This window comes from Shimia thalassica, assembly GCF_001458215.1.
Lineage (GTDB): Bacteria > Pseudomonadota > Alphaproteobacteria > Rhodobacterales > Rhodobacteraceae > Shimia > Shimia thalassica.
The window spans coordinates 328,330-352,414 of record NZ_CYTW01000004.1 but is presented as its reverse complement, the minus strand read 5'-3'; the positions used below and the strand labels follow the sequence as shown (position 1 = coordinate 352,414).

At 52.3% G+C, this 24,085-nt stretch carries 28 protein-coding genes; 16 read left to right on the top strand and 12 right to left on the bottom strand.

All coding sequences use genetic code 11. The features are described 5' to 3' along the window. The first annotated feature begins 22 nt into the window (after nucleotides 1–22). Complete coding sequence (gene trxA, locus PH7735_RS16725; protein ID WP_058312558.1) at nucleotides 23–343, top strand: thioredoxin; 321 nt, start codon at nucleotides 23–25, stop codon at nucleotides 341–343. 56 nt (nucleotides 344–399) lie between these two features. Here trxA and PH7735_RS16720 read toward each other — a convergent pair whose 3' ends face one another. Beyond that, nucleotides 400–1,341, bottom strand: a complete 942-nt coding sequence (locus PH7735_RS16720) for a hypothetical protein (protein WP_233488339.1) — start codon at nucleotides 1,339–1,341, stop codon at nucleotides 400–402. A 62-nt stretch (nucleotides 1,342–1,403) separates the two neighbouring features. On the opposite strand from PH7735_RS16720, the gene hslV reads away from it, so the two are divergent. The 4 genes from hslV to PH7735_RS16700 all read left to right on the top strand — a co-directional run bounded on the left by hslV (nucleotide 1,404) and on the right by PH7735_RS16700 (nucleotide 5,470). Continuing rightward, nucleotides 1,404–1,958, top strand: coding sequence for an ATP-dependent protease subunit HslV (gene hslV, locus PH7735_RS16715; protein WP_058312556.1), 555 nt, complete (start codon nucleotides 1,404–1,406; stop codon nucleotides 1,956–1,958). Nucleotides 1,959–1,966: 8 nt separating this feature from the next. Then, complete coding sequence (locus tag PH7735_RS16710) at nucleotides 1,967–2,992, top strand: aldo/keto reductase (protein ID WP_058312602.1); 1,026 nt, start codon at nucleotides 1,967–1,969, stop codon at nucleotides 2,990–2,992. Further along, nucleotides 2,989–4,299: an ATP-dependent protease ATPase subunit HslU gene (gene hslU / locus PH7735_RS16705; protein WP_058312555.1), complete on the top strand. Its 1,311-nt coding sequence runs from the start codon at nucleotides 2,989–2,991 to the stop codon at nucleotides 4,297–4,299. Before PH7735_RS16710 ends, hslU begins: the two co-directional genes overlap by 4 nt. Before the next feature lie 70 nt (nucleotides 4,300–4,369). Beyond that, the gene (locus tag PH7735_RS16700; RefSeq protein ID WP_145865359.1) at nucleotides 4,370–5,470 is read left to right on the top strand and encodes an alpha/beta hydrolase; all 1,101 of its coding nucleotides are present in this window, start codon (nucleotides 4,370–4,372) and stop codon (nucleotides 5,468–5,470) included. A gap of 7 nt (nucleotides 5,471–5,477) precedes the next feature. Here PH7735_RS16700 and PH7735_RS16695 read toward each other — a convergent pair whose 3' ends face one another. Genes PH7735_RS16695 through PH7735_RS16685 form a run of 3 tightly spaced genes read right to left on the bottom strand, consistent with a single transcriptional unit; the run spans nucleotide 5,478 to nucleotide 7,743 of the window. Then, nucleotides 5,478–6,056: a Smr/MutS family protein gene (locus tag PH7735_RS16695; RefSeq protein ID WP_058312553.1), complete on the bottom strand. Its 579-nt coding sequence runs from the start codon at nucleotides 6,054–6,056 to the stop codon at nucleotides 5,478–5,480. Further along, entirely contained in the window at nucleotides 6,053–7,090 is a 1,038-nt protein-coding gene (gene mltA / locus PH7735_RS16690) for a murein transglycosylase A (protein ID WP_058312552.1), read from the bottom strand. The genes PH7735_RS16695 and mltA overlap by 4 nt, the downstream gene beginning before the upstream one ends. Further along, complete coding sequence (locus PH7735_RS16685; RefSeq protein ID WP_058312551.1) at nucleotides 7,087–7,743, bottom strand: Tim44/TimA family putative adaptor protein; 657 nt, start codon at nucleotides 7,741–7,743, stop codon at nucleotides 7,087–7,089. The genes mltA and PH7735_RS16685 overlap by 4 nt, the downstream gene beginning before the upstream one ends. A gap of 104 nt (nucleotides 7,744–7,847) precedes the next feature. On the opposite strand from PH7735_RS16685, the gene PH7735_RS16680 reads away from it, so the two are divergent. After that, nucleotides 7,848–8,333 carry an FxsA family protein gene (locus PH7735_RS16680; RefSeq protein ID WP_058312550.1) on the top strand — a complete coding sequence of 162 codons (486 nt, stop codon included), beginning with the start codon at nucleotides 7,848–7,850 and terminating at the stop codon, nucleotides 8,331–8,333. Nucleotides 8,334–8,388: 55 nt separating this feature from the next. Then, entirely contained in the window at nucleotides 8,389–8,889 is a 501-nt protein-coding gene (gene secB / locus PH7735_RS16675) for a protein-export chaperone SecB (RefSeq protein ID WP_058312549.1), read from the top strand. 55 nt (nucleotides 8,890–8,944) lie between these two features. On the opposite strand, the gene dnaQ is transcribed toward secB, so the two are convergent. From dnaQ to PH7735_RS16655, 4 genes are read right to left on the bottom strand one after another with little or no spacing between them, the layout of a single operon-like run. After that, nucleotides 8,945–9,676 (bottom strand): DNA polymerase III subunit epsilon, encoded by a 732-nt coding sequence (dnaQ, locus tag PH7735_RS16670; protein ID WP_058312548.1) that lies wholly within the window; start codon nucleotides 9,674–9,676, stop codon nucleotides 8,945–8,947. After that, the gene (gene coaE / locus PH7735_RS16665; protein ID WP_058312547.1) at nucleotides 9,669–10,262 is read right to left on the bottom strand and encodes a dephospho-CoA kinase; all 594 of its coding nucleotides are present in this window, start codon (nucleotides 10,260–10,262) and stop codon (nucleotides 9,669–9,671) included. The genes dnaQ and coaE overlap by 8 nt, the downstream gene beginning before the upstream one ends. Beyond that, nucleotides 10,259–11,092, bottom strand: a complete 834-nt coding sequence (locus PH7735_RS16660; protein ID WP_058312546.1) for a shikimate dehydrogenase — start codon at nucleotides 11,090–11,092, stop codon at nucleotides 10,259–10,261. Before PH7735_RS16660 ends, coaE begins: the two co-directional genes overlap by 4 nt. Next, entirely contained in the window at nucleotides 11,089–11,688 is a 600-nt protein-coding gene (locus tag PH7735_RS16655; protein ID WP_058312601.1) for a Maf family protein, read from the bottom strand. The genes PH7735_RS16660 and PH7735_RS16655 overlap by 4 nt, the downstream gene beginning before the upstream one ends. Before the next feature lie 412 nt (nucleotides 11,689–12,100). On the opposite strand from PH7735_RS16655, the gene PH7735_RS16650 reads away from it, so the two are divergent. The 7 genes from PH7735_RS16650 to PH7735_RS16620 all read left to right on the top strand — a co-directional run bounded on the left by PH7735_RS16650 (nucleotide 12,101) and on the right by PH7735_RS16620 (nucleotide 19,501). Further along, a complete protein-coding gene (locus PH7735_RS16650; protein ID WP_058312545.1) occupies nucleotides 12,101–12,550 on the top strand; it encodes a CopD family protein in 450 nt (149 codons plus the stop codon). A gap of 157 nt (nucleotides 12,551–12,707) precedes the next feature. After that, a complete protein-coding gene (gene rho, locus PH7735_RS16645) occupies nucleotides 12,708–13,979 on the top strand; it encodes a transcription termination factor Rho (RefSeq protein WP_058312600.1) in 1,272 nt (423 codons plus the stop codon). A gap of 10 nt (nucleotides 13,980–13,989) precedes the next feature. After that, the gene (gene mnmE / locus PH7735_RS16640) at nucleotides 13,990–15,288 is read left to right on the top strand and encodes a tRNA uridine-5-carboxymethylaminomethyl(34) synthesis GTPase MnmE (protein WP_058312544.1); all 1,299 of its coding nucleotides are present in this window, start codon (nucleotides 13,990–13,992) and stop codon (nucleotides 15,286–15,288) included. Nucleotides 15,289–15,300: 12 nt separating this feature from the next. Further along, a complete protein-coding gene (gene mnmG, locus PH7735_RS16635) occupies nucleotides 15,301–17,163 on the top strand; it encodes a tRNA uridine-5-carboxymethylaminomethyl(34) synthesis enzyme MnmG (RefSeq protein WP_058312599.1) in 1,863 nt (620 codons plus the stop codon). Continuing rightward, the gene (rsmG, locus tag PH7735_RS16630) at nucleotides 17,163–17,786 is read left to right on the top strand and encodes a 16S rRNA (guanine(527)-N(7))-methyltransferase RsmG (protein WP_058312543.1); all 624 of its coding nucleotides are present in this window, start codon (nucleotides 17,163–17,165) and stop codon (nucleotides 17,784–17,786) included. Before mnmG ends, rsmG begins: the two co-directional genes overlap by 1 nt. After that, the gene (locus PH7735_RS16625; protein ID WP_058312542.1) at nucleotides 17,779–18,588 is read left to right on the top strand and encodes a ParA family protein; all 810 of its coding nucleotides are present in this window, start codon (nucleotides 17,779–17,781) and stop codon (nucleotides 18,586–18,588) included. The genes rsmG and PH7735_RS16625 overlap by 8 nt, the downstream gene beginning before the upstream one ends. Before the next feature lie 13 nt (nucleotides 18,589–18,601). Beyond that, nucleotides 18,602–19,501: a ParB/RepB/Spo0J family partition protein gene (locus PH7735_RS16620; RefSeq protein ID WP_058312541.1), complete on the top strand. Its 900-nt coding sequence runs from the start codon at nucleotides 18,602–18,604 to the stop codon at nucleotides 19,499–19,501. Here the strand turns inward: PH7735_RS16620 and PH7735_RS16615 are convergent. Genes PH7735_RS16615 through rph form a run of 4 tightly spaced genes read right to left on the bottom strand, consistent with a single transcriptional unit; the run spans nucleotide 19,491 to nucleotide 22,319 of the window. Continuing rightward, a complete protein-coding gene (locus PH7735_RS16615) occupies nucleotides 19,491–19,844 on the bottom strand; it encodes a YbaN family protein (RefSeq protein WP_058312540.1) in 354 nt (117 codons plus the stop codon). The genes PH7735_RS16620 and PH7735_RS16615 overlap by 11 nt on opposite strands. Nucleotides 19,845–19,847: 3 nt before the next feature. Then, nucleotides 19,848–21,005 carry a radical SAM family heme chaperone HemW gene (hemW, locus tag PH7735_RS16610; protein ID WP_058312598.1) on the bottom strand — a complete coding sequence of 386 codons (1,158 nt, stop codon included), beginning with the start codon at nucleotides 21,003–21,005 and terminating at the stop codon, nucleotides 19,848–19,850. Next, nucleotides 20,998–21,609 (bottom strand): RdgB/HAM1 family non-canonical purine NTP pyrophosphatase, encoded by a 612-nt coding sequence (gene rdgB / locus PH7735_RS16605; RefSeq protein WP_058312539.1) that lies wholly within the window; start codon nucleotides 21,607–21,609, stop codon nucleotides 20,998–21,000. The genes hemW and rdgB overlap by 8 nt, the downstream gene beginning before the upstream one ends. Then, nucleotides 21,606–22,319 (bottom strand): ribonuclease PH, encoded by a 714-nt coding sequence (gene rph, locus PH7735_RS16600; protein WP_058312538.1) that lies wholly within the window; start codon nucleotides 22,317–22,319, stop codon nucleotides 21,606–21,608. The genes rdgB and rph overlap by 4 nt, the downstream gene beginning before the upstream one ends. A 115-nt stretch (nucleotides 22,320–22,434) precedes the next feature. Here rph and hrcA point away from each other — a divergent pair, with 115 nt between their 5' ends. Further along, nucleotides 22,435–23,499 (top strand): heat-inducible transcriptional repressor HrcA, encoded by a 1,065-nt coding sequence (gene hrcA, locus PH7735_RS16595; protein WP_058312537.1) that lies wholly within the window; start codon nucleotides 22,435–22,437, stop codon nucleotides 23,497–23,499. A gap of 10 nt (nucleotides 23,500–23,509) precedes the next feature. Next, nucleotides 23,510–24,070, top strand: a complete 561-nt coding sequence (locus PH7735_RS16590; protein ID WP_058312536.1) for a nucleotide exchange factor GrpE — start codon at nucleotides 23,510–23,512, stop codon at nucleotides 24,068–24,070. Nucleotides 24,071–24,085: the final 15 nt, after the last annotated feature.

Below are 24,085 nucleotides of genomic sequence, written 5' to 3'. Positions count from 1 at the left end.
TATCCCTTTCAGGAGAAGAACCATGGCAACCGTCGCTGTCACCGATGCCACCTTTGAAGCCGAAGTAACACAATCCGACGTGCCTGTTGTCGTCGATTTCTGGGCCGAATGGTGTGGACCCTGCAAACAAATCGGTCCCGCATTGGAAGAGCTGTCTGCCGAGCTTGATGGCAAGGTCAAAATCGCCAAGGTCGACGTAGACACAAACCCGAATGCTGCTGCTGCACTTGGCGTTCGTGGCATTCCTGCTTTGTTTATCTTCAAAGACGGCCAGGTTGTTTCGAACAAATCTGGCGCTGCACCAAAAGCTGCTTTGCAAAGCTGGATCGAAGAGTCGCTCTAAGCAGACAACACATTTCTACGAAAAGGCGTCCTTCTGAAAAGAGGGGCGCCTTTTTGTCAGACGGACCAGCCAAGGTCGATCAGGCGTTGGTGTATCCTGTCTTTGGCATCAGGACGTCCGCCATTGATCGATTTGTGTTGCAGAAACCACCACACATAAAACGGATAGTTTGGTTTGACGTCCAGCACCCGCTGAAAAGCGCCCTCAACACCCAGATCACTCACATTACTTGCGATGTGGTGAAAATCGATACCCGCGAACAGGATGCTGGGCTTCTTAAAGAAATACCCCGCAAACGCGACGCTCGAATTCTCGGTGACGATATAGTCGCAATGAGGAAGCAGCGCGTCCATTTCCCCCATCCGCAGGGACAATCTCGGCTCTTTTTGTTCCAGACGCTTCAAGGCGTTTAGCTCTTTTGGCACGTAGTGTTCCCCGGGGTGAAGCGTGGCAATCACATCGCGTTCTCTGTCCTGCGCTAATACATGGCGCAGCATATCCAGCGGACTGTGGGTCTGAAACGATCTTTGGTTAAGCAGCTTTCCCTGAAGCGGGACATAGACAAACCCCGCTTTGCTTGTCGTGCTGGGGGCGTCTTTGAAAAGGCGTTTCTGCCAAAACCGGTAAAACTGTCGTGCTGTTTTTGGATCAACGTCAGAAGGATCAAACGACGCCCGCGCCACATCCCAATTCCAACGTTCGCTGGTGCGTTCAATTTGCCAAAAGGGATAATAGTAACTGCGCCGGACCGTCACCCCATTTGAACGATCAGGGTGTTGCATGTGAAACAGGGCATGGGACCCATCCCGCGCATCTGCCTGATCCGGATGAGCATAAGACACCTGAAAACGGGACTCTTGTAGAACCTCGGATACCAGTTTCAGGAAATTATGATTGCCCGCCTCGGCCTGCTTGCGAAGACTATCTTCGAGGAAAAAGGTCACTTTGGGATGGTTGATCATTGTTGCGACGCTAAGCTGAACCTGAATGTTGAGCAAGGCCGCCCTTGTGCCAAAGCCTCACGCGCCTCATATATGGCGAACCAAAACAGGAGACCCAAATGGCTGACGACAAATTCCCCGGCTGGCACGGAACAACCATCATCGGTGTAAAAAAAGGTGGTGAGGTCGTCATCGCAGGGGATGGACAGGTTTCGCTTGGGCCAACCGTCATCAAGGGAACGGCCCGCAAAGTGCGTCGTTTGTCGCCCGGTGGGTTTGATGTGGTCGCGGGATTTGCCGGCTCGACCGCTGATGCGTTTACATTGCTTGAACGACTGGAAGCCAAGCTTGAGGCCACCCCGGGTCAGCTGGCACGGGCATCTGTTGAGTTGGCCAAAGACTGGCGTACAGACAAGTACCTTCAAAAACTCGAAGCAATGCTGATTGTCTCTGATGGCAAGGATCTTTTTGTTATCACGGGTGCGGGGGATGTCCTTGAGCCTGAACATGATGTGGCGGCAATCGGGTCGGGCGGAAACTTTGCATTGGCTGCTGCGCGCGGCATGATGGAAGGTGAAAAGTCGGCCGAAGAAGTGGCCCGCGCCGCGATGGCAATCGCCGCAGACATCTGTGTTTATACCAACGGCAAGCTGACCGTAGAAACCATCTCGTGATGAACGAAATGACTTATACGCGTTTGGGCCAATCGGGCCTGATCGTTTCCCGGCTTGCCTTGGGAACAATGACCTTTACCTATGGGTCTGACTGGATTCCCGGTGTGGCAAAGGTTGGCGAAACCGAAGCCCGCCGCATGGTGGATACTGCGTTCGAGGCAGGTGTGAACCTGTTTGACACCGCCGATGGCTATTCGAATGGTGAGGCCGAAACCATTTTGGGGAAATCTCTCGCTGGGAAGCGGGAAAAGGCTGTTGTCTGCACCAAGATCGGGTTTCGAAACTCGGACCACATACCTGATGCGGGCCTGTCGCGCAGTCAGATCTTTCAACAGGTTGAAAAGTCTCTAACGCGGCTGAATACCGACTGGATTGACCTTCTTGTCCTGCACAAAACAGATTTCACAACGCCGCTGGAAGAAACACTTCGCACGCTTCAGGCACTAATCGATAGTGGAAAGGTCCGCTATATCGGCTGTTCGAACTGGCCCGCCTGGCAGGTCGCCCGCGCCATCCAGTTTCAGCGTGATAATGGCATGGATCAGTTCATTGCAGGTCAGTATCTTTATAACGCTGTGGCACGTGATATCGAAAGTGATGTCCTCAAAATGGCAGACGCCATGGGTCTTGGTCTGATGGCCTGGTCACCGCTTGCCGCTGGCGTTTTGACAGGGAAATACGACTTGTCAAAAACCGATCAGGGCGAGGGTCGTTTGGCCGAAGGGGACTTTCTTCAAATATCCCCGCAGCATGCCCAATCTGTATTGGCCGCGGTCTCTGCTGTGGCAGAGGCGCATAACGCAACTTCCGCGCAGATTGCTTTGGCGTGGATACTGAACAAACGGCGCGATCACACCGCGATCATTGGCGCCAGCAAACAATCACAACTTGAAGCCAGCCTTGCGGCGGCTTCTCTCTCCCTGTCGCAAGCGGAGATGGACGCAATTGATGGTGCGATGACACCAGCACGCCGCTATCCCGCATGGTTTGACGACATGATGACAGACGAACTCCATACAAAGGTTCTTTCATGACTGACTTGACCCCCCGCGAAATCGTTTCCGAACTCGATCGCTTTATCATTGGCCAAAACGATGCCAAACGCGCCGTTGCGGTCGCGCTGCGAAACCGTTGGCGTCGCAAGCAGCTGTCGGATGATCTGCGAGAAGAAGTATATCCCAAAAATATCCTGATGATCGGGCCCACAGGTGTTGGCAAAACCGAAATCAGCCGCCGTTTGGCAAAACTTGCCCGCGCGCCCTTTATCAAAATCGAGGCGACCAAGTTTACCGAAGTCGGTTATGTCGGGCGCGACGTGGAACAAATCGTGCGTGACCTGGTCGACAGCGCAATTTCCATGACACGAGACCTCATGCGCGAAGATGTCAAAGCAAACGCTCATGCCGCAGCAGAAGAGCGCGTTATCGAAGCCATTGCCGGCACAGATGCGCGCGATGCAACACGTGAAATGTTCCGTAAAAAGCTCAAGTCAGGCGAACTTGACGATACCATCATTGATCTCGAACTGGCAGATACATCCAATCCTATGGGCGGCATGTTTGATGTTCCCGGCCAGCCGAGCGGGCAGATGGGTATGATGAATCTTGGTGACCTTTTTGGAAAAGCTATGGGAGGGCGGACCGTGAAACGCAGCCTGACCGTCGCAGAGAGCTATGAAGTTCTGATTTCGGAAGAGGCGGACAAGCTGTTGGATGACGAAACCGTCACACGCGTCGCGCTTGAGGCTGTTGAGCAGAACGGCATCGTGTTTCTTGATGAAATTGACAAGGTGTGCGCCCGCCAAGAAGCCCGCGGAGGCGACGTGAGCCGCGAAGGTGTTCAGCGCGACCTGCTGCCCTTGATCGAAGGCACCACAGTCAGCACAAAACACGGACCCGTCAAAACAGACCACATCCTGTTTATTGCTTCTGGTGCGTTTCACATCGCCAAGCCGTCTGACCTGTTGCCCGAACTGCAGGGGCGTCTGCCTATCCGGGTCGAACTGCGGGCACTCACAGAAGAGGATTTTGTTCGCATCCTCACCGAAACAGACAACGCGCTGACACGCCAGTATACCGCGCTGATGGCAACCGAAGAGGTAACGGTGACGTTTACCGATGACGGCATTGCCGCCCTTGCCAAGATCGCGGCCGACGTCAATCAAAGCGTCGAGAACATTGGCGCGCGGCGGCTTTACACCGTGATGGAGCGCGTCTTTGAAGAGTTGAGCTTTACCGCGCCGGATCGTTCGGGTGACGGGATCACAGTAAATGCCGATTTCGTGGATAGAAATCTTGGTGAATTGAGTAAATCTGTCGATGTAAGCAGATACGTTCTTTAAAATAGGTTCTGGCCCAAGCCGCGAGGCTTGGGCATAGTTGTTTTGTTTGTCCTTAGAAAAGGATCGGTCCGTGAGGGCAATTCCTCTTATATTTGCACTATCGCTTTTGATGGCCTGTACGGATCGGACACCAGCCCCGCTGGTTCCAGAGGCGGCAAATATTGGTGATATCGTACCCGTTTATGTGGCCACCAACCGCGCGCGCAACGATGTCGGATATTTCAGTGACAAGCGGGCGAGCAGCACAACCTTCCTGCTTTCCGATGTATCGATGCCTCCCGAAAGGAAAGAGGGCGAAGCCCCGATTTACAGTGCCAAGCCAAACCCGAACAAACACTTTGCTCTGGTCACACAAAAACAGTTTTCCGGCGAACAGGCCTTTGTTCAGGATATCAGACGGCAATTGACAACGCACCCCGCAGCACAGCGAGAGGTCGTTCTTTATGTCCACGGCTACTTCAACGGGTACGCGGATACGGTTTTCCGGGTTGCGCAGATGAAGTCGGACTTTGATATGCCGGGTTTGCCGATGGTCTTTTCCTGGCCAAGTGCAGGGCATCCGGCGGGGTACACATATGACCGTGAAAGCGCCCTTTTTGCCCGAGATGCGCTTGAACAGACTCTATATCTTCTTCATCAAACCGGCGCAAAGATCCAAATTGTGGGCCATTCCATGGGCGGGCTTTTGGTTATGGAAACCCTGCGGCAAATAGAGATAGCAAAGCCGGGCTGGTCGAACGCCAATATCGACGGTGTCGCAATGATTTCGCCGGATATTTCCGTCGATGTGTTTCATGAACAGGCGGCGCGCATCAAAAAGCTGCCAAGTCCGTTTCTCGTAGTCACGTCAGAACACGATCGCGCCTTGCTGTTGTCCTCTCGGCTCAACAACCACGAACGTTTGGGGCTTGGAAGCGATGAAAGTCTGGCCGACCTGCCCATTACATTTCTGGATGTTTCAGATTTCAGCAAAGACTCCGGCAATTCGCACTTTGTCATCCTCGAATCCCCTGCTTTGATTGCGATGCTCGAAGGGGCGAGCCTTCACTCGGCATTCACCAAAGACCGATCTCGAAGCATGATGGACCGCATTTCCGAAACGCAGCTCAGCGCCAGCAAGGCCGTTGTTTACGAGCTTTCTCCGGAAGAGGCTTTGCGGGTTAAAAAGTAACCCACCTCTAATGTCGCCGCAAATAGACGTAATACGCGCCAGATCCGCCATGTTTGAGATGCGCTTCCGAGACCTGAAGCACAACGCCAGCCAATGGCGCCATAGACAGCCAGTGTGGCACGTTGTGTTTCAAAACACCGCGGCGCGTCGGAATGGGGCCTTCATCATATTTGGTTTTCCCCTTGCCGGTAATCACCAGGACAAGACGCTTTCCTTCCGAATGCGAGCGCAACAAAAAACCGGTTAGGGCAGGGTGGGCCTGATCAAGGGTCATGCCGTGAAGGTCGATTTTGCCCTCTGGTACCAGCTTTCCACGCTTTAACCGCCCAAAGGCCTTTTTGTCCATTTTGACCGGCTGCCGCGCCACACGCTCAGATATTCCGGGCATCAAATCATGCGTAACTGGCCGTGATGGTGATTTCGCGCCCACCTCAAAACCGGACAAACGCGGGCTGGGCACTTTGACCGGTTTGGGCTTGGGTTTTGGGGCCTCGTGATGCGATCGCTCGGGGTGCATGCGATGCGCCGAATCCGCAACCTTGCGCCAAAGGTCCACTTCCTCAGGGGTAAGCCGGCGTCGTGTCATAGAACCGCCTCTGGCAACATGGCATAGGCCCGCTGGATCGGCAAAAGCACAATCATGCGCCCCGGATCCTTGAGCTTACCCGCCGCTTTTCCTGCTTCATCTCCGGTACCAAAGAAGATGTCCGCGCGCTGCGCCCCCTTGATGGCCGCGCCGGTGTCTTGTGCAATCATCAGACGTCTCAATGGAATTTTACCGTCTTTCTCGACCCAGACCGGCGCCCCAAGAGGCGTGAATTTTGGATCTACGGCAACAGATCGCATCTCGGTAATCGAACGATTCATTGCCCCGAGGGGTCCCCTGTGGGCCGGCACTTTGCTGACTTCTCTGAAAAAAACGTATGAATCGTTGTGTCGCAAAAGCTCGAGCCCATCAATTGGATTGCGCCTGACCCAATTCTTGATGACTTGGGCACTCACCTGATGCGATTTATAGATCCCGCGTCGCACCAGTTCGACCCCGATAGAGCGATACGGCTGCCCGTTTGCGCCGCCATAGCCAACACGCACAAACGACCCATCCGGCAGCTTGATCCGGCCAGACCCCTGAATCTGCAAGAAAAATAGCTCTACCGGATCATCAACCCAAGCGATTTCCAAACCACGGCCCTGCATAACGCTGGTGGTTTCAATGTCACGACGGGACAGCCACACCGATTGTTGGCGGGCCTCTCTGGGCATTTTGTAAACTGGATGGCGATACCGCGCGGATGGTGCGCGCGCGCCATCTAGTTCAGGTTCGAAATATCCGGTGAAAAGCCCGTCTTTTCCGTCTGCGATCAAAACGGGGCGGAACAACAACTCAAAGAACATTTGCGGATCTTTGAAATCACTGGCCGCTGCACAGATCGAACGCCAGTCTGGTGCATTCAAGTCGGTACATGTGTTTCGAAAGACCTCAAGGGCGGCGGCATGATCGTCGCTCGCCCACCCTTCGAGATCAGAGAAATCCAGTATGGAATAGGTGGTTTCGGACACCGCATTGGTGCCGGTCAATAAAAGACCAGCACAGATTGCAGCCCGAAACCAACGGATCATTCGCTCGTGGCGACGAGTTGCCAGTTGGGATCGTTCGACCCCATAGCACGCGCAAAAGTCCAAACGTCCTTTTGGCGTTTCACCTGACGTTCGTCACCCTCGATGATTTCGCCAGCACGGTCACGCACCACATGGGTCAATTCACCAACAAAACGTACCGAAATCTCGCCGATGCGCGTGTCGTGATCAAATGTCGCATCGTGCAAGGACATTTCCCGCAGCCCGACAAAATCGCCTTCGACAGTCAGACCCTGCTCTTCACGGGCGTTCACAACGCCGGCAAATGCTTCGTAGACATCGTCAGACAGGAAGGGTTTGATTTCAGCAAGCTCGCCACGCTCAAATCCCATGAGGATCATTTCATAAGCACCGCGGGCGCCTTGAAGAAAATCGCTGACGCCAAAGCTTGGCTCGGCTTTCTTCATGTCCATCAGAGCTTTGGCAGGTTCGCTGCCTTCTTCCGCGTGATCCAGAATATCGCTGTCAGGACCTCCTTCGATCACCTCCAGCGCAGGACCGGGGCGCTCGGTTGGTTGTTGTGCTTGGCGTGGGGCTTCGTATCCGTCTCGGGTGCCAAGAACATTACGCAACCGAATTATCAGAAAAAGAGCAATGCCGGCCAAGACAAGAAGCTGGAGAATAGGCGAATTCATTTGGACCTCGTCGCAAGGGCATGGAAACAGGCGTATACTGCACTTATGTAAGTCACAGGCCCGGTCAAGTCCACTAGGCCTGTGAAACCTTGGAGAATGAAAAAATGTGGCTGTTTTTGGCCTTTGTCGGTGTCCCTCTAATCGAAATCGCTTTGTTTATTCAGGTCGGCGGCGCGATTGGTCTATGGCCAACCTTGGCTGTCGTCATTTTGACAGCAATGCTGGGCACCTTTCTTGTGCGCAATCAGGGTGCACTTGCCATGGGAAATCTTCAAAGATCATTTTCCGAGCTGAACGACCCGACAGAGCCACTGGCCCATGGCGCAATGATCCTGATCGCCGGAGCGCTTCTTTTGACACCTGGATTTTTCACCGACGCAATGGGTTTTGCCCTATTGATGCCACCGGTTCGAAAATCGGTGTTCAACTACTTGCGTAAACGCGTTCAGGTCCAAAGCTTCAGCATGGGCGGCGTTCATACCCAAAATACCACCCACCCAAGGGATGAAGGCGTTATTGAAGGCGAATTTGTTGAAGTTGACCCCTCTAAACGTCCAACTCACCAGCCTTCTGGGTGGACAAAGCATTGAGACCGCAAACCCTAACTGTTAAGCAATAGCGGATTAGGAATTTCAGGAGATACAAATGTCCGAAAACGGCAGTGATACCGCCCAGGCCGCACCACAGGTTCGTATGAACGTTTTGGCTCAATTTATTCGCGACATGTCGTTCGAGAATATTCTGGCTCAAAAGCGTGCAACTGGCGAAGTACAGCCCGACGTTCAGGTTCAAGTGAACCTTGATGCTCAAAAACGCGAGCAAGAGCACCAGTATGAAGTCGTGACGAAACTCAAGATTACCTCGCAGGCAAAAGAATCCGGTGACAAAATGTTCATCCTCGAGATGGACTATGCTGGCATTTTCCACATCGAAGGTGTTCCAGATGACCAGCTGCATCCGTTCTTGCTGATCGAATGCCCACGTCTTCTTTTCCCGTTCATCCGTCGCATCGTATCTGACGTGACACGTGATGGTGGCTTCCCACCACTGAACCTGGAAAACATCGATTTCATGCAGCTGTACCGTCAGGAAATCATGCGCCGTCAGGCCGAAGCCCAAGCCGAGGCCCCAAAAGCCGACGCCTAAGCGATATCTTTATTCTGAAAAAGGCGCTCTCATTAAGGGCGCCTTTTTTGTTGGGTTAACCCAATTTTTTCCAAAGCGCGTCTTCGCCCATATCGTCGACAAATGCCGAATGCGCCTGTTTTTCTTCCGCTGTAAGCCGTGAGGGCAGGGGGGATGGTCTCGGTTGTGGGCGCCAGCTGTCTTCTGCGACGCTGCCTTTTCCGCCCTTATCGACCGCCGACAGGGCGAAATCAGGTTGCCGCCCTCCGATCAGCTCCAGATACACATCGGCCAGGATTTCAGAGTCGAGCAGCGCCCCGTGCAGGGTCCGGTTGGCATTATCAATGTTGAACCGGCGGCACAGCGCATCAAGGGACGCGGGCGATCCCGGGAACTTTTTCCGGGCGATGGCCAGCGTATCGATGGCCTGTTCCCACGGAATTTGGGGCAAACCCATCCACTTCAATTCGGCGTTTAGAAATTTGATATCGAATGACGCATTGTGGATCACCAGCTTTGCATCACCTGCAAAGTCCAAGAACGATTGACCGATCTCTTTGAACACCGGTTTATCACGCAACGAAACGGCGCCCGCGGCGGGTTCTTGAGGAGGCTCAAGCAAATCTGGGCCGATCCCATGCACCTGAAAGGCTTCGATCGGCATCGAGCGTTCAGGGTTGATGTACTGATGATAGGTTCGACCCGTCGGCATGTGATTGAACAACTCAACACATCCAATCTCAACGATGCGGTCACCGGTAAAGGGGTCCAGACCCGTTGTCTCGGTATCCATTACGATTTCACGCATTTTGAATTTGCTTTCTCAGGGTCACCACAACCGCTTCGACCTGTTCACGCGCATGGTCAAGCGTATCAGTTATTATCACAAAATCCGATTGCGCGCATTTTTCTTCATTTGGCATCTGTTTGGCGCGGATCTGCTCAAACTGGGCTTCGGTCATTGTACCGCGGGCCAGAACGCGGTTTTTTTGAATTTCCGCAGGAACAGAGACACAAACAACCGCATCCATTGTCTTGTTTCCACCCGTTTCAAACAACAGGGGAATGTCGAAAACCAAAATATCAGCCTCCGATTTACTGACAAATTCGGCGCGGTCTTCTGCGACCAGCGGATGGACAATCTTCTCGAGGGTTTTCAACACCGACGGGTCTTGTCCGATCAATTCCTTTAAACGATCGCGCGACACGGCACCGTTCTCCACCGCAGTCGGTAAAGCCGACTGGATCGGCGCGACGGCCCGCCCACTAACATCATACATCCGATGCACGGCCGCATCCGCATCCCACACATCACAACCAGCAGCCCGAAACAGGTCGGCGGTTGTTGATTTTCCCATGCCGATGGACCCGGTCAGCCCCAGACGGAAACTCATGCCAAAGCCGCCTGTCGTGCCTCGTCGTCAACAATCGGGCGACGACCAAACCACCTCTCGAAACCGGGAACCGCCTGATGAAGCAGCATCCCAAGGCCATCAACCGTAACGCATCCCGCCTCTTCTGCGGCTTCAAGAAGTTGCGTTTTCAAGGGGTTATAAACCAAGTCCGTTACAACCGCAGATTTTTGCAACCCGTCCAGAGGCACCCGCAGGTCCGGTTTTCCGGCCATACCAAGGGATGTTGTGTTCACAACTGTCGCGCCTTCCTCGAGAATATTGCCAGCCTTGATCCACTCGACAACGCGCAACTTGGTTCCGAAATCATCGCGCAATGTGTCTGCCCGCGCACGCGTCCGGTTGGTGAGCAAGATTTCCGGCACACCTGCATCAAGCAATGACGCAATAACCGCGCGCGCGGCCCCGCCAGCACCCAAAACCACAGCCGGCCCTGCATCGGGTTGCCAATCCGGCGCACCCTGACGCAGGTTTTCAATAAACCCGTAACCATCGGTGTTGTCCGCATGGATACGCCCGTCTTCTCGGAAGATCAGCGTGTTGGCCGCCCCGATCAGCGTTGCTCGATCCGTCACCATATCAGCCAGTTCCATCACATGCTCTTTGTGCGGAATGGTTACGTTTGCCCCCACAAAACCCATCTTGGGCAGGGTTTTAAGCACCTTTTTCAGATTCTTGGGTGTAACTTCCAAAGGCACATAATGCCCGGCAAGACCATATTTCCTGAGCCAGTGCCCATGAAGTTGAGGTGACCGCGAATGGGCGATTGGTGATCCGATGACACCGGCCAAAGGAATTGAAGGAATTGTCATGAACTCAGATCTCCACGCGCCATCAGATAATTCAAGATTTCGAGTAATGGTAATCCAAGCACATTGAAATAGTCACCGTCGACGCGGTGAAAAAGACGAATACCCTCTTCTTCCAACTTGTAACCACCAACGGACCAGCGAATGCTGTCCCAGTTTCGCTGTAAATAGTCATCAAGATAATCGTCCGAAAAGTCCCGCATCATAAGACGAACCGTTCCAACGTGGCGCCAAATTGGCTTTCCTTCGAAAAAGATCACAGCGGCTGACAGCAGCATGTGACGTTCATTGCGAAGCGCGAGAAGCTGTTCACGGGCTTCTTCGATGGTCTTTGGCTTGGAAAAAATGCGCCCTTTGAAATCCAAAACCTGATCACACCCGATCACCATTTTGTCTGGATGTTTGGCAGCGACCTTGCCCGCTTTGGTTTCGGCCAGGAAATCCGCAATATCCCGGGGTGGGGCCTCCTCTGCTTCCAGAGAGAGTTTAATCATTTCTTCATCAACTTTGGCCGTAATAACATCAAAGTCCACGCCAGCGTCGCGCAACAGTTTTGCGCGGATGTCAGAACCGGAAGCTAGAATAATCTGAGGGGGCATGTGGATAAATCCGTGGAGTTTCGGTGCAACAAGCTTGGGGATTATCTTTGGAAAATTCGAACCGACTTTGCAAGCTGTGGAAACACACCCCGTTTCACGGTGTTCCACGTGTTTTCTCCACGGTGGATGGGGATAACTTTAAACCTGTGTGTAATTATGTCGTACAATTTTGCTCACAAAGTTTTCCACAAGCTGACCTTAGGTAGGTTTCATAGCTAAATATTTGAACACGTTTAATTTTTCAAAATGTGTCCCTCTTCATCTTTCCAAAAAAATTCAAATAATCCAAATGTGGAAAACCCTTTTGAAAAGTAAATAATCCCAAGAAAAAGACGACACATCAAAAACATCATCCTTTTTCTTTCTTCTTATTATTATTAGTAAAGAGCTCACCTCGGTTCGGAAAATTCACATGACTGACTTCCTCTCGGATATTTACGAATACGTTCTCGCATTTCACATCATGGCTGTGATTTCGTGGATGGCAGGTATTTTCTATCTGCCTCGTCTCTTCGTGTATCATGCGGAGAGGGCCCAGAACGGGGATCAGCTTGATGAAACGCTCCGCATTATGGAATACAAGCTTCAGCGCTACATTATGGCCCCAGCAAGCATCGCAACGTGGCTCGCAGGGCTCGCACTGGTGTTCACCCCGGGTATTGTCGACTGGACGTCTGTATGGCCCTATACGAAAGCATTCGGCGTCATCGCAATGACGGCCTTTGATCATTGGCTAATGATCAAAAGAAAACAATTCGGTCGTGGTGAAAACACTCTGACAGGCCGGCAATATCGAATGATGAACGAAGTCCCGACAATCTTGATGGTCATCATCGTTGTCTCGGTCGTCGTGAAATTCTGAATTGGCTCAAATTTGCTAAGAAAAATTGACTCTGCGGCTCTCTGTCCTTATGTAACCCGCAACTGGCCCGTCCGGGTCGAGTGTCTTCCGACATAAAATTGATGATAGAGATGCAGCATACAGCCGTTTTTATGGCTTGCTGTTTGGGATGTTTCCAATGACCACAGAAAAACTTGCTCTTGCCGAACTCAAGGCAAAAAGCCCAAAAGACCTTTTGTCTATGGCCGAAGAGCTCGAAATCGAAAACGCCTCGACGATGCGAAAAGGCGAAATGATGTTCCAGATTCTGCGCGAACGCGCGGATGATGGATGGGAAATTTCCGGCGACGGTGTACTCGAAGTGCTTCAGGATGGATTCGGGTTTTTGCGATCCCCCGAGGCAAACTATCTTCCGGGTCCGGACGATATCTATGTCAGCCCGGAAATGATCCGGAAATACAGCCTGCGGACGGGTGATACCGTAAATGGTGTGATCAAGGCGCCAGAAGAGAATGAGCGCTATTTTGCTTTCACGGCTGTTCACCTGATCAACTTTGAAACACCCGAAAAAGCGAAACACAAAGTTGCGTTTGACAACCTGACGCCACTGTATCCTGACGAGCGCCTGAAGATGGAGATCGAAGATCCCACCATCAAGGACCGTTCTGCTCGTATCATTGATCTTGTCGCGCCAATCGGTAAAGGACAGCGGTCTTTGATCGTTGCGCCGCCGCGGACTGGTAAAACCGTACTGTTGCAAAACATCGCACACAGCATCGAAGCCAACCACCCAGAGTGTTATTTGATCGTCTTGCTGATTGATGAACGTCCTGAAGAAGTCACAGACATGCAAAGGTCTGTAAAAGGCGAAGTCATCTCGTCTACGTTTGATGAACCTGCGTCGCGTCACGTTGCTGTTTCGGAAATGGTGATCGAAAAAGCCAAGCGTCTGGTCGAGCATAAACGAGATGTTGTTATTCTTCTCGATTCGATCACAAGACTTGGTAGAGCGTTTAACACAGTCGTGCCTTCGTCAGGTAAAGTTCTGACAGGTGGTGTTGATGCAAATGCCCTGCAACGTCCCAAGCGTTTCTTTGGTGCGGCCCGGAACATCGAAGAGGGTGGCTCGCTGACAATCATCTCGACTGCATTGATCGATACAGGAAGCCGTATGGACGAAGTGATCTTCGAAGAGTTCAAAGGTACGGGTAACTCTGAGATCGTTCTGGATCGTAAAGTTGCTGACAAACGCGTCTTCCCAGCGATCGATATCCTTAAATCCGGTACGCGGAAAGAAGAGCTGCTTGTCGATAAGGTTGATCTTGCGAAGACCTTCGTTCTGCGCCGCATCCTTAATCCGATGGGTACCACAGACGGTATCGAATTCTTGATCTCCAAGTTGAAGCAAACCAAATCGAATACAGAATTTTTCGACTCGATGAACACCTAAGAGGTTTTCAATGGCATACGTGCCTGACACGATTTTTGCACTCGCAACGGCCCCCGGTAAAGCGGGGGTCGCTGTCGTTCGTGTGTCTGGATCTCTGGCTCAAAACGCTGGAAAAACGCTGTTTGGTGATCTTCCGGAACCGCGAATGGCCTCTTTACGGTTGTTGAAAGACCGCGAAGGGCGCCGTTTGGATCAAGCGCTGGTCCTTTTCTTCAAAGAGAAAAGCAGTTTTACAGGCGAAGACGTTCTTGAACTTCATTTGCATGGCTCGGTTGCCGTGGTGAACGCCGTATTGCGCGAGCTTTCCGATATGGATGGTTTACGTTTGGCAGAAGCAGGAGAGTTTACGCGTCGCGCTCTTGAAAACGGATGTCTGGATTTGTCTCAAGTCGAGGGCCTTGCTGACCTGATTGATGCCGAAACCGAGGCACAGCGTCGTCAGGCGCTTCGGGTTTTGTCGGGTGATCTGGGAAATCTTGCCGGCCAATGGCGAGAGAACCTTATTCGGGCCGCCGCTCTGATTGAGGTCACCATTGATTTCGCGGACGAAGAGGTTCCCGTCGACGTTTCACCCGAGGTTAACGATCTTTTGACCGGGGTTCAGGCCCAACTTTCAAAGGAAATTGAAGGCGTTGAAACTGCCGAACGCATCCGAACAGGGTTTGAGGTTGCCATTCTCGGGGCGCCAAATGTTGGGAAGTCCACCCTTTTGAATGCTCTTGCAGGGCGCGAGGCGGCAATTACGTCTGAATTCGCCGGCACAACGCGAGATGTCATCGAAGTTCGCATGGAATTGAATGGCCTTCCTGTCACTCTCTTGGATACTGCTGGTCTCAGAGAGACAGAAGATCACGTTGAAGGTATCGGTATCGAGCGCGCGAAAGAACGCGCAGCTAACGCCGATCTGCGCGTCTTTTTGATCGAATCCGGTGAAAAGCCGGACTTTGAACCGTTTTCTGGCGATATCGTACGCGCGGCAAAGGCCGATACCCTTGAAGATGTGCCAGACGCTGTGTCTGGAAAGACGGGGCAGGGTGTGAATGAACTTGTCCGCGACATCACTGAAGTACTTTCCTCCAAGGCGGCACGGTCTGGAATCGCTACCAGAGAACGCCATCGCAGGGCGATGTTAGGTGCCCAAGACAGTTTGACTTCGGCCAGGGCCGTTGTTGCGTTGGGGCCGGATAGCTATGAAATTGCTGCCGAAGAGATACGAACTGCGATTCGGGCTTTGGATTCAATCGTTGGTCGCGTAGATGTCGAGAACCTGTTGGACGAAATCTTTTCAAGCTTTTGTATCGGTAAGTAAGGAGTGTTTCACGTGAAACATTTTGATGTCATCGTTGTTGGAGGCGGACATGCCGGTGCAGACGCTGCAGCCGGATCAGCAAGAATGGGCGCCAAAACCGCGCTGATCACACTGAAAACCTCTGGAATCGGCGTAATGTCGTGCAATCCTGCAATTGGTGGGCTTGGAAAGGGGCACTTGGTTCGCGAAATTGACGCCTTGGACGGCCTCATGGGACGCGTGGCCGATCAAGCTGGTATTCAATTTCGGCTTCTTAATCGCAGAAAAGGGCCAGCAGTGCAGGGCCCGCGCGCCCAAGCGGATAGAAAGATCTATCGCGAGAGCATGTTGGCTGAAATCCTTGCTATTGAAAACCTCACTATTGTTGAGGGTGAAGCCACCGACTTCCTGATGGATGGCGATGCTGTTCGCGGGATTATCCTCGCCGATGGGTCCGAAGTGTCCGCGCATGCGGTTGTTTTAACGACCGGTACGTTTCTGCGAGGTGTCATTCACATCGGGGATGTGTCCCGTTCGGGTGGCCGTATGGGGGATAACGCGTCCGTCAAACTTGCCGAGAGGATTGACGGTTTCGACCTTCCCTTGGGGCGCTTGAAGACCGGAACGCCACCCCGTTTGAATGGAAAGACGATCAATTGGGATATCCTTGAGAGCCAACCCGGAGATGATGAGCCGGTTGTTTTCTCATTCCTGAATAAAGCTCCATTCGCCAAACAGGTGTCTTGTGGGATCACCCACACGAATGAGCAAACCCATGATATCATTCGGGAAAATCTTGATAGATCCGCTATGTACGGTGGTCACATTGAAGGCGTAGGTCCCAGGTATTGCCCTTCGATCGAAGACAAGATTGTTAGATTTGCCGACAAAACCTCCCATCAGGTTTTCCTTGAACCCGAGGGACTTGATGACGATACCGTGTATCCCAATGGAATATCCACCTCTTTACCCGTGGATGTGCAGGATAATTATGTCCATTCGATGCGCGGCTTGGAGAACTGCGAAATTCTTCAACCTGGATATGCGATTGAATATGACTATGTCGATCCGCGGTCTCTTGACGGTACATTGCAAGTAAAGAATGTGCCTGGCCTATACCTCGCGGGACAGATCAACGGGACGACCGGCTATGAAGAAGCGGCGGCTCAGGGTTTGGTGGCTGGTTTGAATGCAGCATTGTCAGCTCAAGGGAAAGATCCAAAAACGTTTAGCCGATCTGACAGCTATATTGGGGTAATGGTCGATGACCTTGTGACACGAGGGGTCACTGAACCTTATCGTATGTTTACATCTCGCGCTGAGTTTCGTCTCTCTTTGAGGGCGGACAACGCAGATCAACGCCTCACGCCAGTTGGTATTGATCTTGGTCTTGTGAGTGAGCAGAGGAAAGAAGTCTTTGAAAACAAAAAGGAACGTCTTGCTTCTGCAAAGTCTCTACTTGAAGAGACACCCTTTACGCCAAAGCAATTGAGCGAAGCAGGAATTTCCGTCAACCGGGATGGCAGCAAACGAACGGCCTATCAGGTTCTCGCGTTTCCTGAGGTATCTTATTCAGATATCACTCCGTTGGACGACAGGTTTTCGTCTGTTGATGAAGAGGTTCGTCAACAGTTGGAAAGAGATTCCCTTTACGCCAACTACATCCAACGTCAACAGCGCGACGTTGAGGCAATGAAGCGCGATGAGAATCAGTCTATTCCATCCGATTTTGATTTTGGCGGTGTTGACGGTCTTTCCAACGAACTCAAATCCAAACTTGAGCATGTTCGTCCGGGAAACCTGGGGCAGGCGGGACGCATTGACGGGATGACACCAGCAGCATTAACTTTGATCCTTGCTAAGTTAAAGCAGATCAGAAGGAGTAAATCTGCGTGATGAATGGCGCTAAAGAGGTTTTGGCACAACTGAATGTTTCACGTGAAACATCCGAAAAGCTTTTGTTGTTGTCGAGCCTGCTTGAAAAGTGGAATCCAAAAATCAATCTGGTTTCAAAGTCATCCCTCAAAGATCTTTGGATGAGGCACATTCTGGATTCCGCTCAAATCTATGAGTTGCCACCAGAAAATGCGCAAAATTGGGTAGATATCGGCAGTGGCGGTGGATTTCCCGGGCTTGTGATCGCCATACTGTCGGCCGAAAACGCAAATTCTAGGAAAATCACCCTGATCGAAAGCGATCAGAGAAAATGCGCGTTTCTTAGGACCGTCTTGCGCGAAACCGAGGTTCCGGCCACCGTTTTGTCCGAACGTATTGAGAAGGCAGACCCCCAAAGAGCAGATGTTTTGTCAGCAAGAGCACTTGCGGATCTATCGCTTCTTTTTGAATTCTCCGAACGGCATTTAGGCGAACGCGGCATTGCATTGTTCCCAAAAGGTGCCACTTGGCAAAAAGAAGTGAAGCTGGCGCAGGAATCGTGGTCTTTCAAATACGACGCAATTAAAAGTAAGACTGAACCCGAAGCCGTTATTCTTAAGGTTGGAGAAATTAGACGTGTCTGATCCCACCCGCCCACAAGGCCCAAAGATCATTGCGGTTGCAAACCAAAAGGGGGGCGTTGGCAAAACAACGACCACCATCAATCTTGCCGCCGCGCTTCAGGAAACTGGAAATCGTGTTCTGGTCGTCGATCTTGACCCCCAGGGGAACGCCTCGACCGGCCTCGGGATCGAAAGTCAGGATCGGGAATTTACGACATACGATCTCTTGGTGGAAGATGCTGAACTGGCGGACGTCATTCAGCCTACAGAACTGGACGGAATGTCGATCATTCCGGCGACCGTTGATCTGAGTTCTGCCGATATTGAGCTTATTTCCAACGAAAAACGAAGCTTTCTTCTGCACGATGCGCTGCGACAGCCCGCGATGGACACATATGACTGGGATTATGTCCTGATTGATTGTCCGCCATCGCTTAACCTTTTGACGGTAAACGCGATGATTGCCGCTCATTCTGTGCTGATTCCGCTGCAAAGTGAATTTTTTGCACTTGAGGGCCTGTCCCAGCTGATGTTGACGGTGCGGGAAGTTCGGCAAACCGCGAATACCAAGCTGCGTATCGAAGGCATTGTTCTGACGATGTTTGATGCCCGGAACAATCTTTCTCAACAAGTAGAGCAGGACGCGCGTGATAATCTTGGGGAACTGGTTTTCGAAACGAAAATTCCGCGCAACGTGCGTGTTTCCGAAGCCCCATCTTTTGCGCAACCGGTTCTACAGTATGATCCAAGTTCAAAAGGTGCTGAGGCGTATCGCGCCCTTGCAAAAGAGCTTTTGAACAAACAGCTGACACTTGCCGCATAAAGGGGAGGCGAAAATGGCTTCGAAAAAGACTAAAACACGCGGTTTGGGCCGTGGCCTTTCCGCGCTGATGGCAGATGTTACAGAAGACCAGACGCCACCTGATGCAGAGACCTCGCGCCGGGCGGATATGTTTGTTCCGATCGAAAAGGTTGTTCCGAACCCCGATCAGCCAAGACGGGATTTTACGGAAGACCAGCTTGAAGAACTCGCCGCATCAATTCGCGAAAAGGGTGTGATTCAGCCTCTTATCGTGCGCGAGCAAGAGGGCGGGACGTTTGAAATCGTTGCAGGTGAACGCCGTTGGCGTGCGTCACAGATGGCTCAGCTTCATCAACTTCCTGTTGTTGTGCGCGAATACGACGACACAGAAGTTCTCGAGATTGCCATTATTGAAAACATTCAGCGCGCTGACCTTAACCCGGTTGAGGAAGCGGCTGGGTATCGTGCGTTGATGGACCGATTTGGGCACACTCAGGAAAAACTTTCCGAGGCATTGGGTAAAAGCCGAAGCCACATCGCGAATTTGATGCGTCTTTTGCAGCTTCCTGACGATGTTCTTGTTCTTTTGAAAGCCGGCGATCTGTCCACAGGTCATGCGCGGGCGCTAATTACGTCCGAAGATCCCTCTCTTTTGGCCAAAAAGGTTGTCAAAGGCGGCCTTTCCGTGCGTCAAACCGAGGCTTTGGCCAAGTCAGCGGCAAACAAGACGGCTGGTGATAAGCCGCAAAGACCCGTCGAAAAGGCCAAGAAAGACGCAGATACAATTGCGCTCGAAGGAGATTTGTCCGCAAATCTTGGTATGAAGGTATTGGTTGATCACAAGCTTGGCGGCGAAACTGGCCATGTAACAATCAAATACGCCTCTTTGGATCAACTGGATGAAATTTGTCGGATCCTGACGTCTACGAATTAGGTCGCGTCCATATAAACAGTAAAACACAGCTGAGCGTTGCGGCCTGAATAAGCAAAAGGGTTGTGCGCAACCCAATTGCGATTGAAATTCCAAAGACGACAACAATCGAAATGGTGGCAAGCCGTTTCGCGGCAAGGCTGATTGCGCCTCTCTCATTCCAATCGGCGATCGGGGGTCCAAAAGTTGGGTGCGAGAGCAGCCAATTGTGCAACCGTTCAGAAGATTTAGAAAAGCAAAACGCGGCCAAAAGTAAAAAGGGAACGGTCGGCAAGAGCGGGGCAACGATTCCAATTGTTCCCAGTGCAAGAGCAAGAAGACCGAACAGTGCCCACAGATACCGCATGACTTAATCTACCAATAATTCTGACAATACAGCATTAAGGACCATTCGACCTTTAGGTTTCACCTTAAGCCTTTGATTTTCTGTGTAAACCATCCCCATTTCACGCAGTGCATCAACTTTGGCCTCATTGAGTTTATGTCCGGCAAGGCCTTCATAACGTGAAAGATCAATACCTTCGTTTAAACGTAGCCCCATTAACAAGAATTCAATGGACTGGCCTTCGGGATCAACGATATCCCGCACATTTTCTCCTGTGCCGTCCTGTACGGCTGACAACCAGCGTTCAGGGTTGCGCCAGTTTTCAACGGCGTATTTGACCCCGTTTATCGTCATCCGGGCATGGGCACCGGGCCCAATTCCCGCATAATCTCCATAACGCCAATAGATCTGGTTATGTCGCGATTCATACCCGGGTTTGGCATAGTTAGAGACTTCATAGGCTTCAAACCCGTGCTCTTTGCAGATGGCTTCGGTCATCTCATACATGTCCGCTGCGAGATCATCAGCAGGTAGCCCGCGAAGTTTGCCGCGCTCGTAGCGATCTCCAAACGCCGTGCCTTCTTCAACAGTCAGCTGGTACAAAGACAGGTGATCAATTGCCATCGACAGGGCCTGTTGAAGTTCTGCTTCCCATTGCTTCAGGGTTTGATCCTGACGGGCATAGATCAGATCAAAGCTGACACGATCAAATGTATCCCTCGCGATATCAAAGGCTGCTATCGCTTCTTCAACGCTGTGAATTCGGCCCAGTTTTTTCAAATCATGGTTATTCAGAGCCTGAATTCCCATGGAAATGCGATTTACGCCGCCTTGACGGTATCCCCGAAACCGAGTGGCCTCGACCGATCCCGGGTTCGCTTCAAGGGTGATTTCCATATCGTTCGACGTGGGCCACAAACGCCGAATCCGTTCGAGAATGGTGGCAACCACATCTGGTTCCATCAAACTCGGGGTGCCGCCACCAAAGAAAACGGTGTTCAAAACGCGATCTGGGGTATCCTCGGCAACCCGGTCAAGCTCTTGAAGATAGGCTCTAAGCCACCTTGATTGATCGATTTCTCTGGAAACATGACTGTTAAAGTCACAGTAGGGGCACTTGGCCTCGCAAAAAGGCCAGTGGATATAGAGGCCGAAGCCTCCATTTTTCCAATCTTCAGTCAAAACAACCTTCGACAAACTTTGCTACGGCAAATCCGCGGTGGCTAATCTTGTTCTTTTCCCAACGATCCATCTCGGCAAAAGTGACATCATACCCATCAGGAATGAACATTGGATCATATCCAAACCCGTCTTTCCCGCGAATGGGCCAGACGAGATGACCGGGCGCTACGCCTTTAAACACTTCATCGTGTCCATCTGGCCAGGCCAACACAAGCGTGCACCGGAATTGGGCGAGCCTTGGATGGGCCGCGTTTTTCGCTTCCAAAGCATCATTGGCGCGCGTCATGGCCAGCATAAAGTCGCGGCCGTTCTCGGTTTCTGCCCAATCGGCGGTGTAAACGCCAGGGGCGCCATCAAGGGCATCAATGGTAATACCGGAATCATCAGACAGCGCAGGTAGGCCAGTTGCGCTGGCTGCCGCGTGGGCCTTGATCCGCGCGTTACCAACAAATGTATCTTCTGTTTCTTCGGGCTCGGGCAGGTTCATTTCGCCTGCGCCCACAACTTTCACGCCAAAGGGCTCAAGAAGATGTGCCATCTCCTCGAGCTTGCCTTTGTTGTGCGTCGCGACAAGCAAAGTGTCCCCTTCGAACTTGCGGGTCATGCTGTTGCTGCCAACTGTGCCGCGACCAGCTCGTCCACACCCTTTTCGGCCAGATCAAGAAGCTGGTTCATCTGATCGCGCGAATAGGTGGACCCTTCGGCGCTCATCTGGGTTTCGATCATCTGTTTGTTGCCAAGCATGATAAAGTTGCCATCAACACCGGCTTCGGAATCTTCAGGGTAATCCAGATCAAGAACCGGCTGGCCGGCATAGATACCGCAAGAGACCGCCGCGACAGGAGAAACAAGCGGATCGGTGATGATGTCACCCGCCTTCATGAGCTTGTTCACCGCCAGACGAAGGGCAACCCAACCACCCGTGACTGACGCACAGCGTGTTCCGCCGTCTGCTTGAATAACGTCACAATCGACTGTGATCTGACGTTCACCCATGGCCACGCGATCAACACCCGCGCGCAAGCTTCGGCCAATCAAGCGTTGAATTTCAACTGTACGACCGCCTTGTTTGCCGGCTGCGGCTTCGCGACGCATTCGCGACGACGTCGAGCGGGGAAGCATACCGTATTCCGCGGTCACCCAACCAAGACCCGATCCCTTCATAAAAGGAGGCACGCGCGTCTCGAGCGATGCCGTACACAAAACATGCGTATCGCCGATCTTGATCATGCAAGAGCCTTCGGCGTGTTTCGTCACATTGGTTTCAATCGAAACCTGGCGCATTTCATTCAGTTCTCTTCCCGAAGGACGCATGGTGAATTTCCTTTATAGCTTGGCCAGTGGGATACAGGGCGGAGAGGTTCGAACGCAACCCCGATTGACCTTTCCCGCAAGGCGCATTTAATGGTTTACGATACAAGGATGACCCATGAGTGACAGTACCCGTATTCTGGAAGAGATGAATGATCGTTCTCGCGAAGTGTTTCGCAGGGTGGTTGAGGGGTATCTGGACACCGGCGATCCTGTCGGATCGCGCACGCTCACGCGGGCCATGTCAGAAAAAGTTTCGGCCGCCACAATCCGTAACGTCATGCAGGATCTGGAACTTCTTGGTCTTTTAGACAGTCCGCATATCAGTGCAGGGCGCATCCCAACGCAAAATGGTTTGCGTATGTTCGTGGACGGCTTGTTAGAAGTCAGCGACCCCGACATCACGGATCGCCAGAAGATCGACGCCACTTTGGGCGACAACTCGGCCGATGTGGGCGGCATGCTGGATCGGATTGGGTCTGCGCTGTCTGGTGTGACGCATGGCGCTTCGCTTGTTTTGGCGCCAAAACACGAAGCCCCGATCAAACATATCGAGTTTGTGAGCCTCGCCCAGAATCGCGCGCTTGTTGTTCTGGTGTTCGCTGACGGACATGTTGAAAATCGCCTGTTCACGCCTCCGCCCGGTCAAACGCCAAGCTCTATGAGAGAGGCCGCGAATTTCCTGAACGCGGTGATCGAGGGGCGGACCCTTTCGGAGTTTCAATCGGTCATCAAGAAAGAGATTGCCGCCCGCCGACAGGAAATTGATACTTTGGCGCGTGACCTAGTCGAGAACGGGCTGGCGCTTTGGGCTGGGGAAGACGACTCACACGATCGGTTGATTGTGCGGGGCCGTGCCAATTTGCTGGGAACTGACGAAGAAGAGGCCGATCTGGAACGTATCCGGACCCTGTTTGATGACCTGGAACGCAAGCGAGACATCGCAGAATTCCTTGAACTGGCCGAAGATGGCGACGGTGTGCGCATTTTTATTGGCTCTGAGAACAAACTTTTTTCACTTTCGGGTTCCTCTTTGGTGGTGTCTCCTTATATGAACGCTGATCGAAAGATTGTGGGCGCAGTCGGTGTCATCGGACCCAAGCGCCTGAATTATGGACGGATCGTGCCGATTGTTGATTACACGGCACAACTGGTTGGGAAACTGATTTCTGATCGGGGGTAAAGGTAGAGAGATGGCTGAGCCGAAAGAAAACGATTTTCTGGATGACCTCGCAGAAGCCGAGGCAGAAGAATTTGCGCAATCGCTTGATGAATTGAACGATGAAGCGATTGAACTGGACGAACTGCGCGCCGAACGCGACGAATACCGCGACAAGTTCATGCGCGCGCTGGCGGACGCTGAAAACGTGCGTAAACGCGGCGAGAAAGCACGCCGTGACGCCGAACAATACGGCGGATCAAAGCTGGCCCGCGATATGCTGCCCGTCTATGACAACATGAAACGTGCCGTTGAATCGATCACCGACGAACAAAAGGAAGCTTCGGCTGCTTTGATCGAAGGTATCCAGCTCACCATGCGCGAGCTGCTCAACGTCTTCAAGAAACACGGCATCGAGGTGTTGTCTCCTGAAGTGGGTGACAAGTTCGATCCAAAGATCCACGAAGCGATGTTCGAGGCGCCGCTGCCCGGCACGAAATCCGGCGATATCATTCAGGTATCAGCAGAAGGGTTCATGCTTCATGACCGGTTGCTGCGCCCCGCGCAGGTGGGTGTGTCGTCAAACCCCGGTTAATCTGATAAAAGCCTC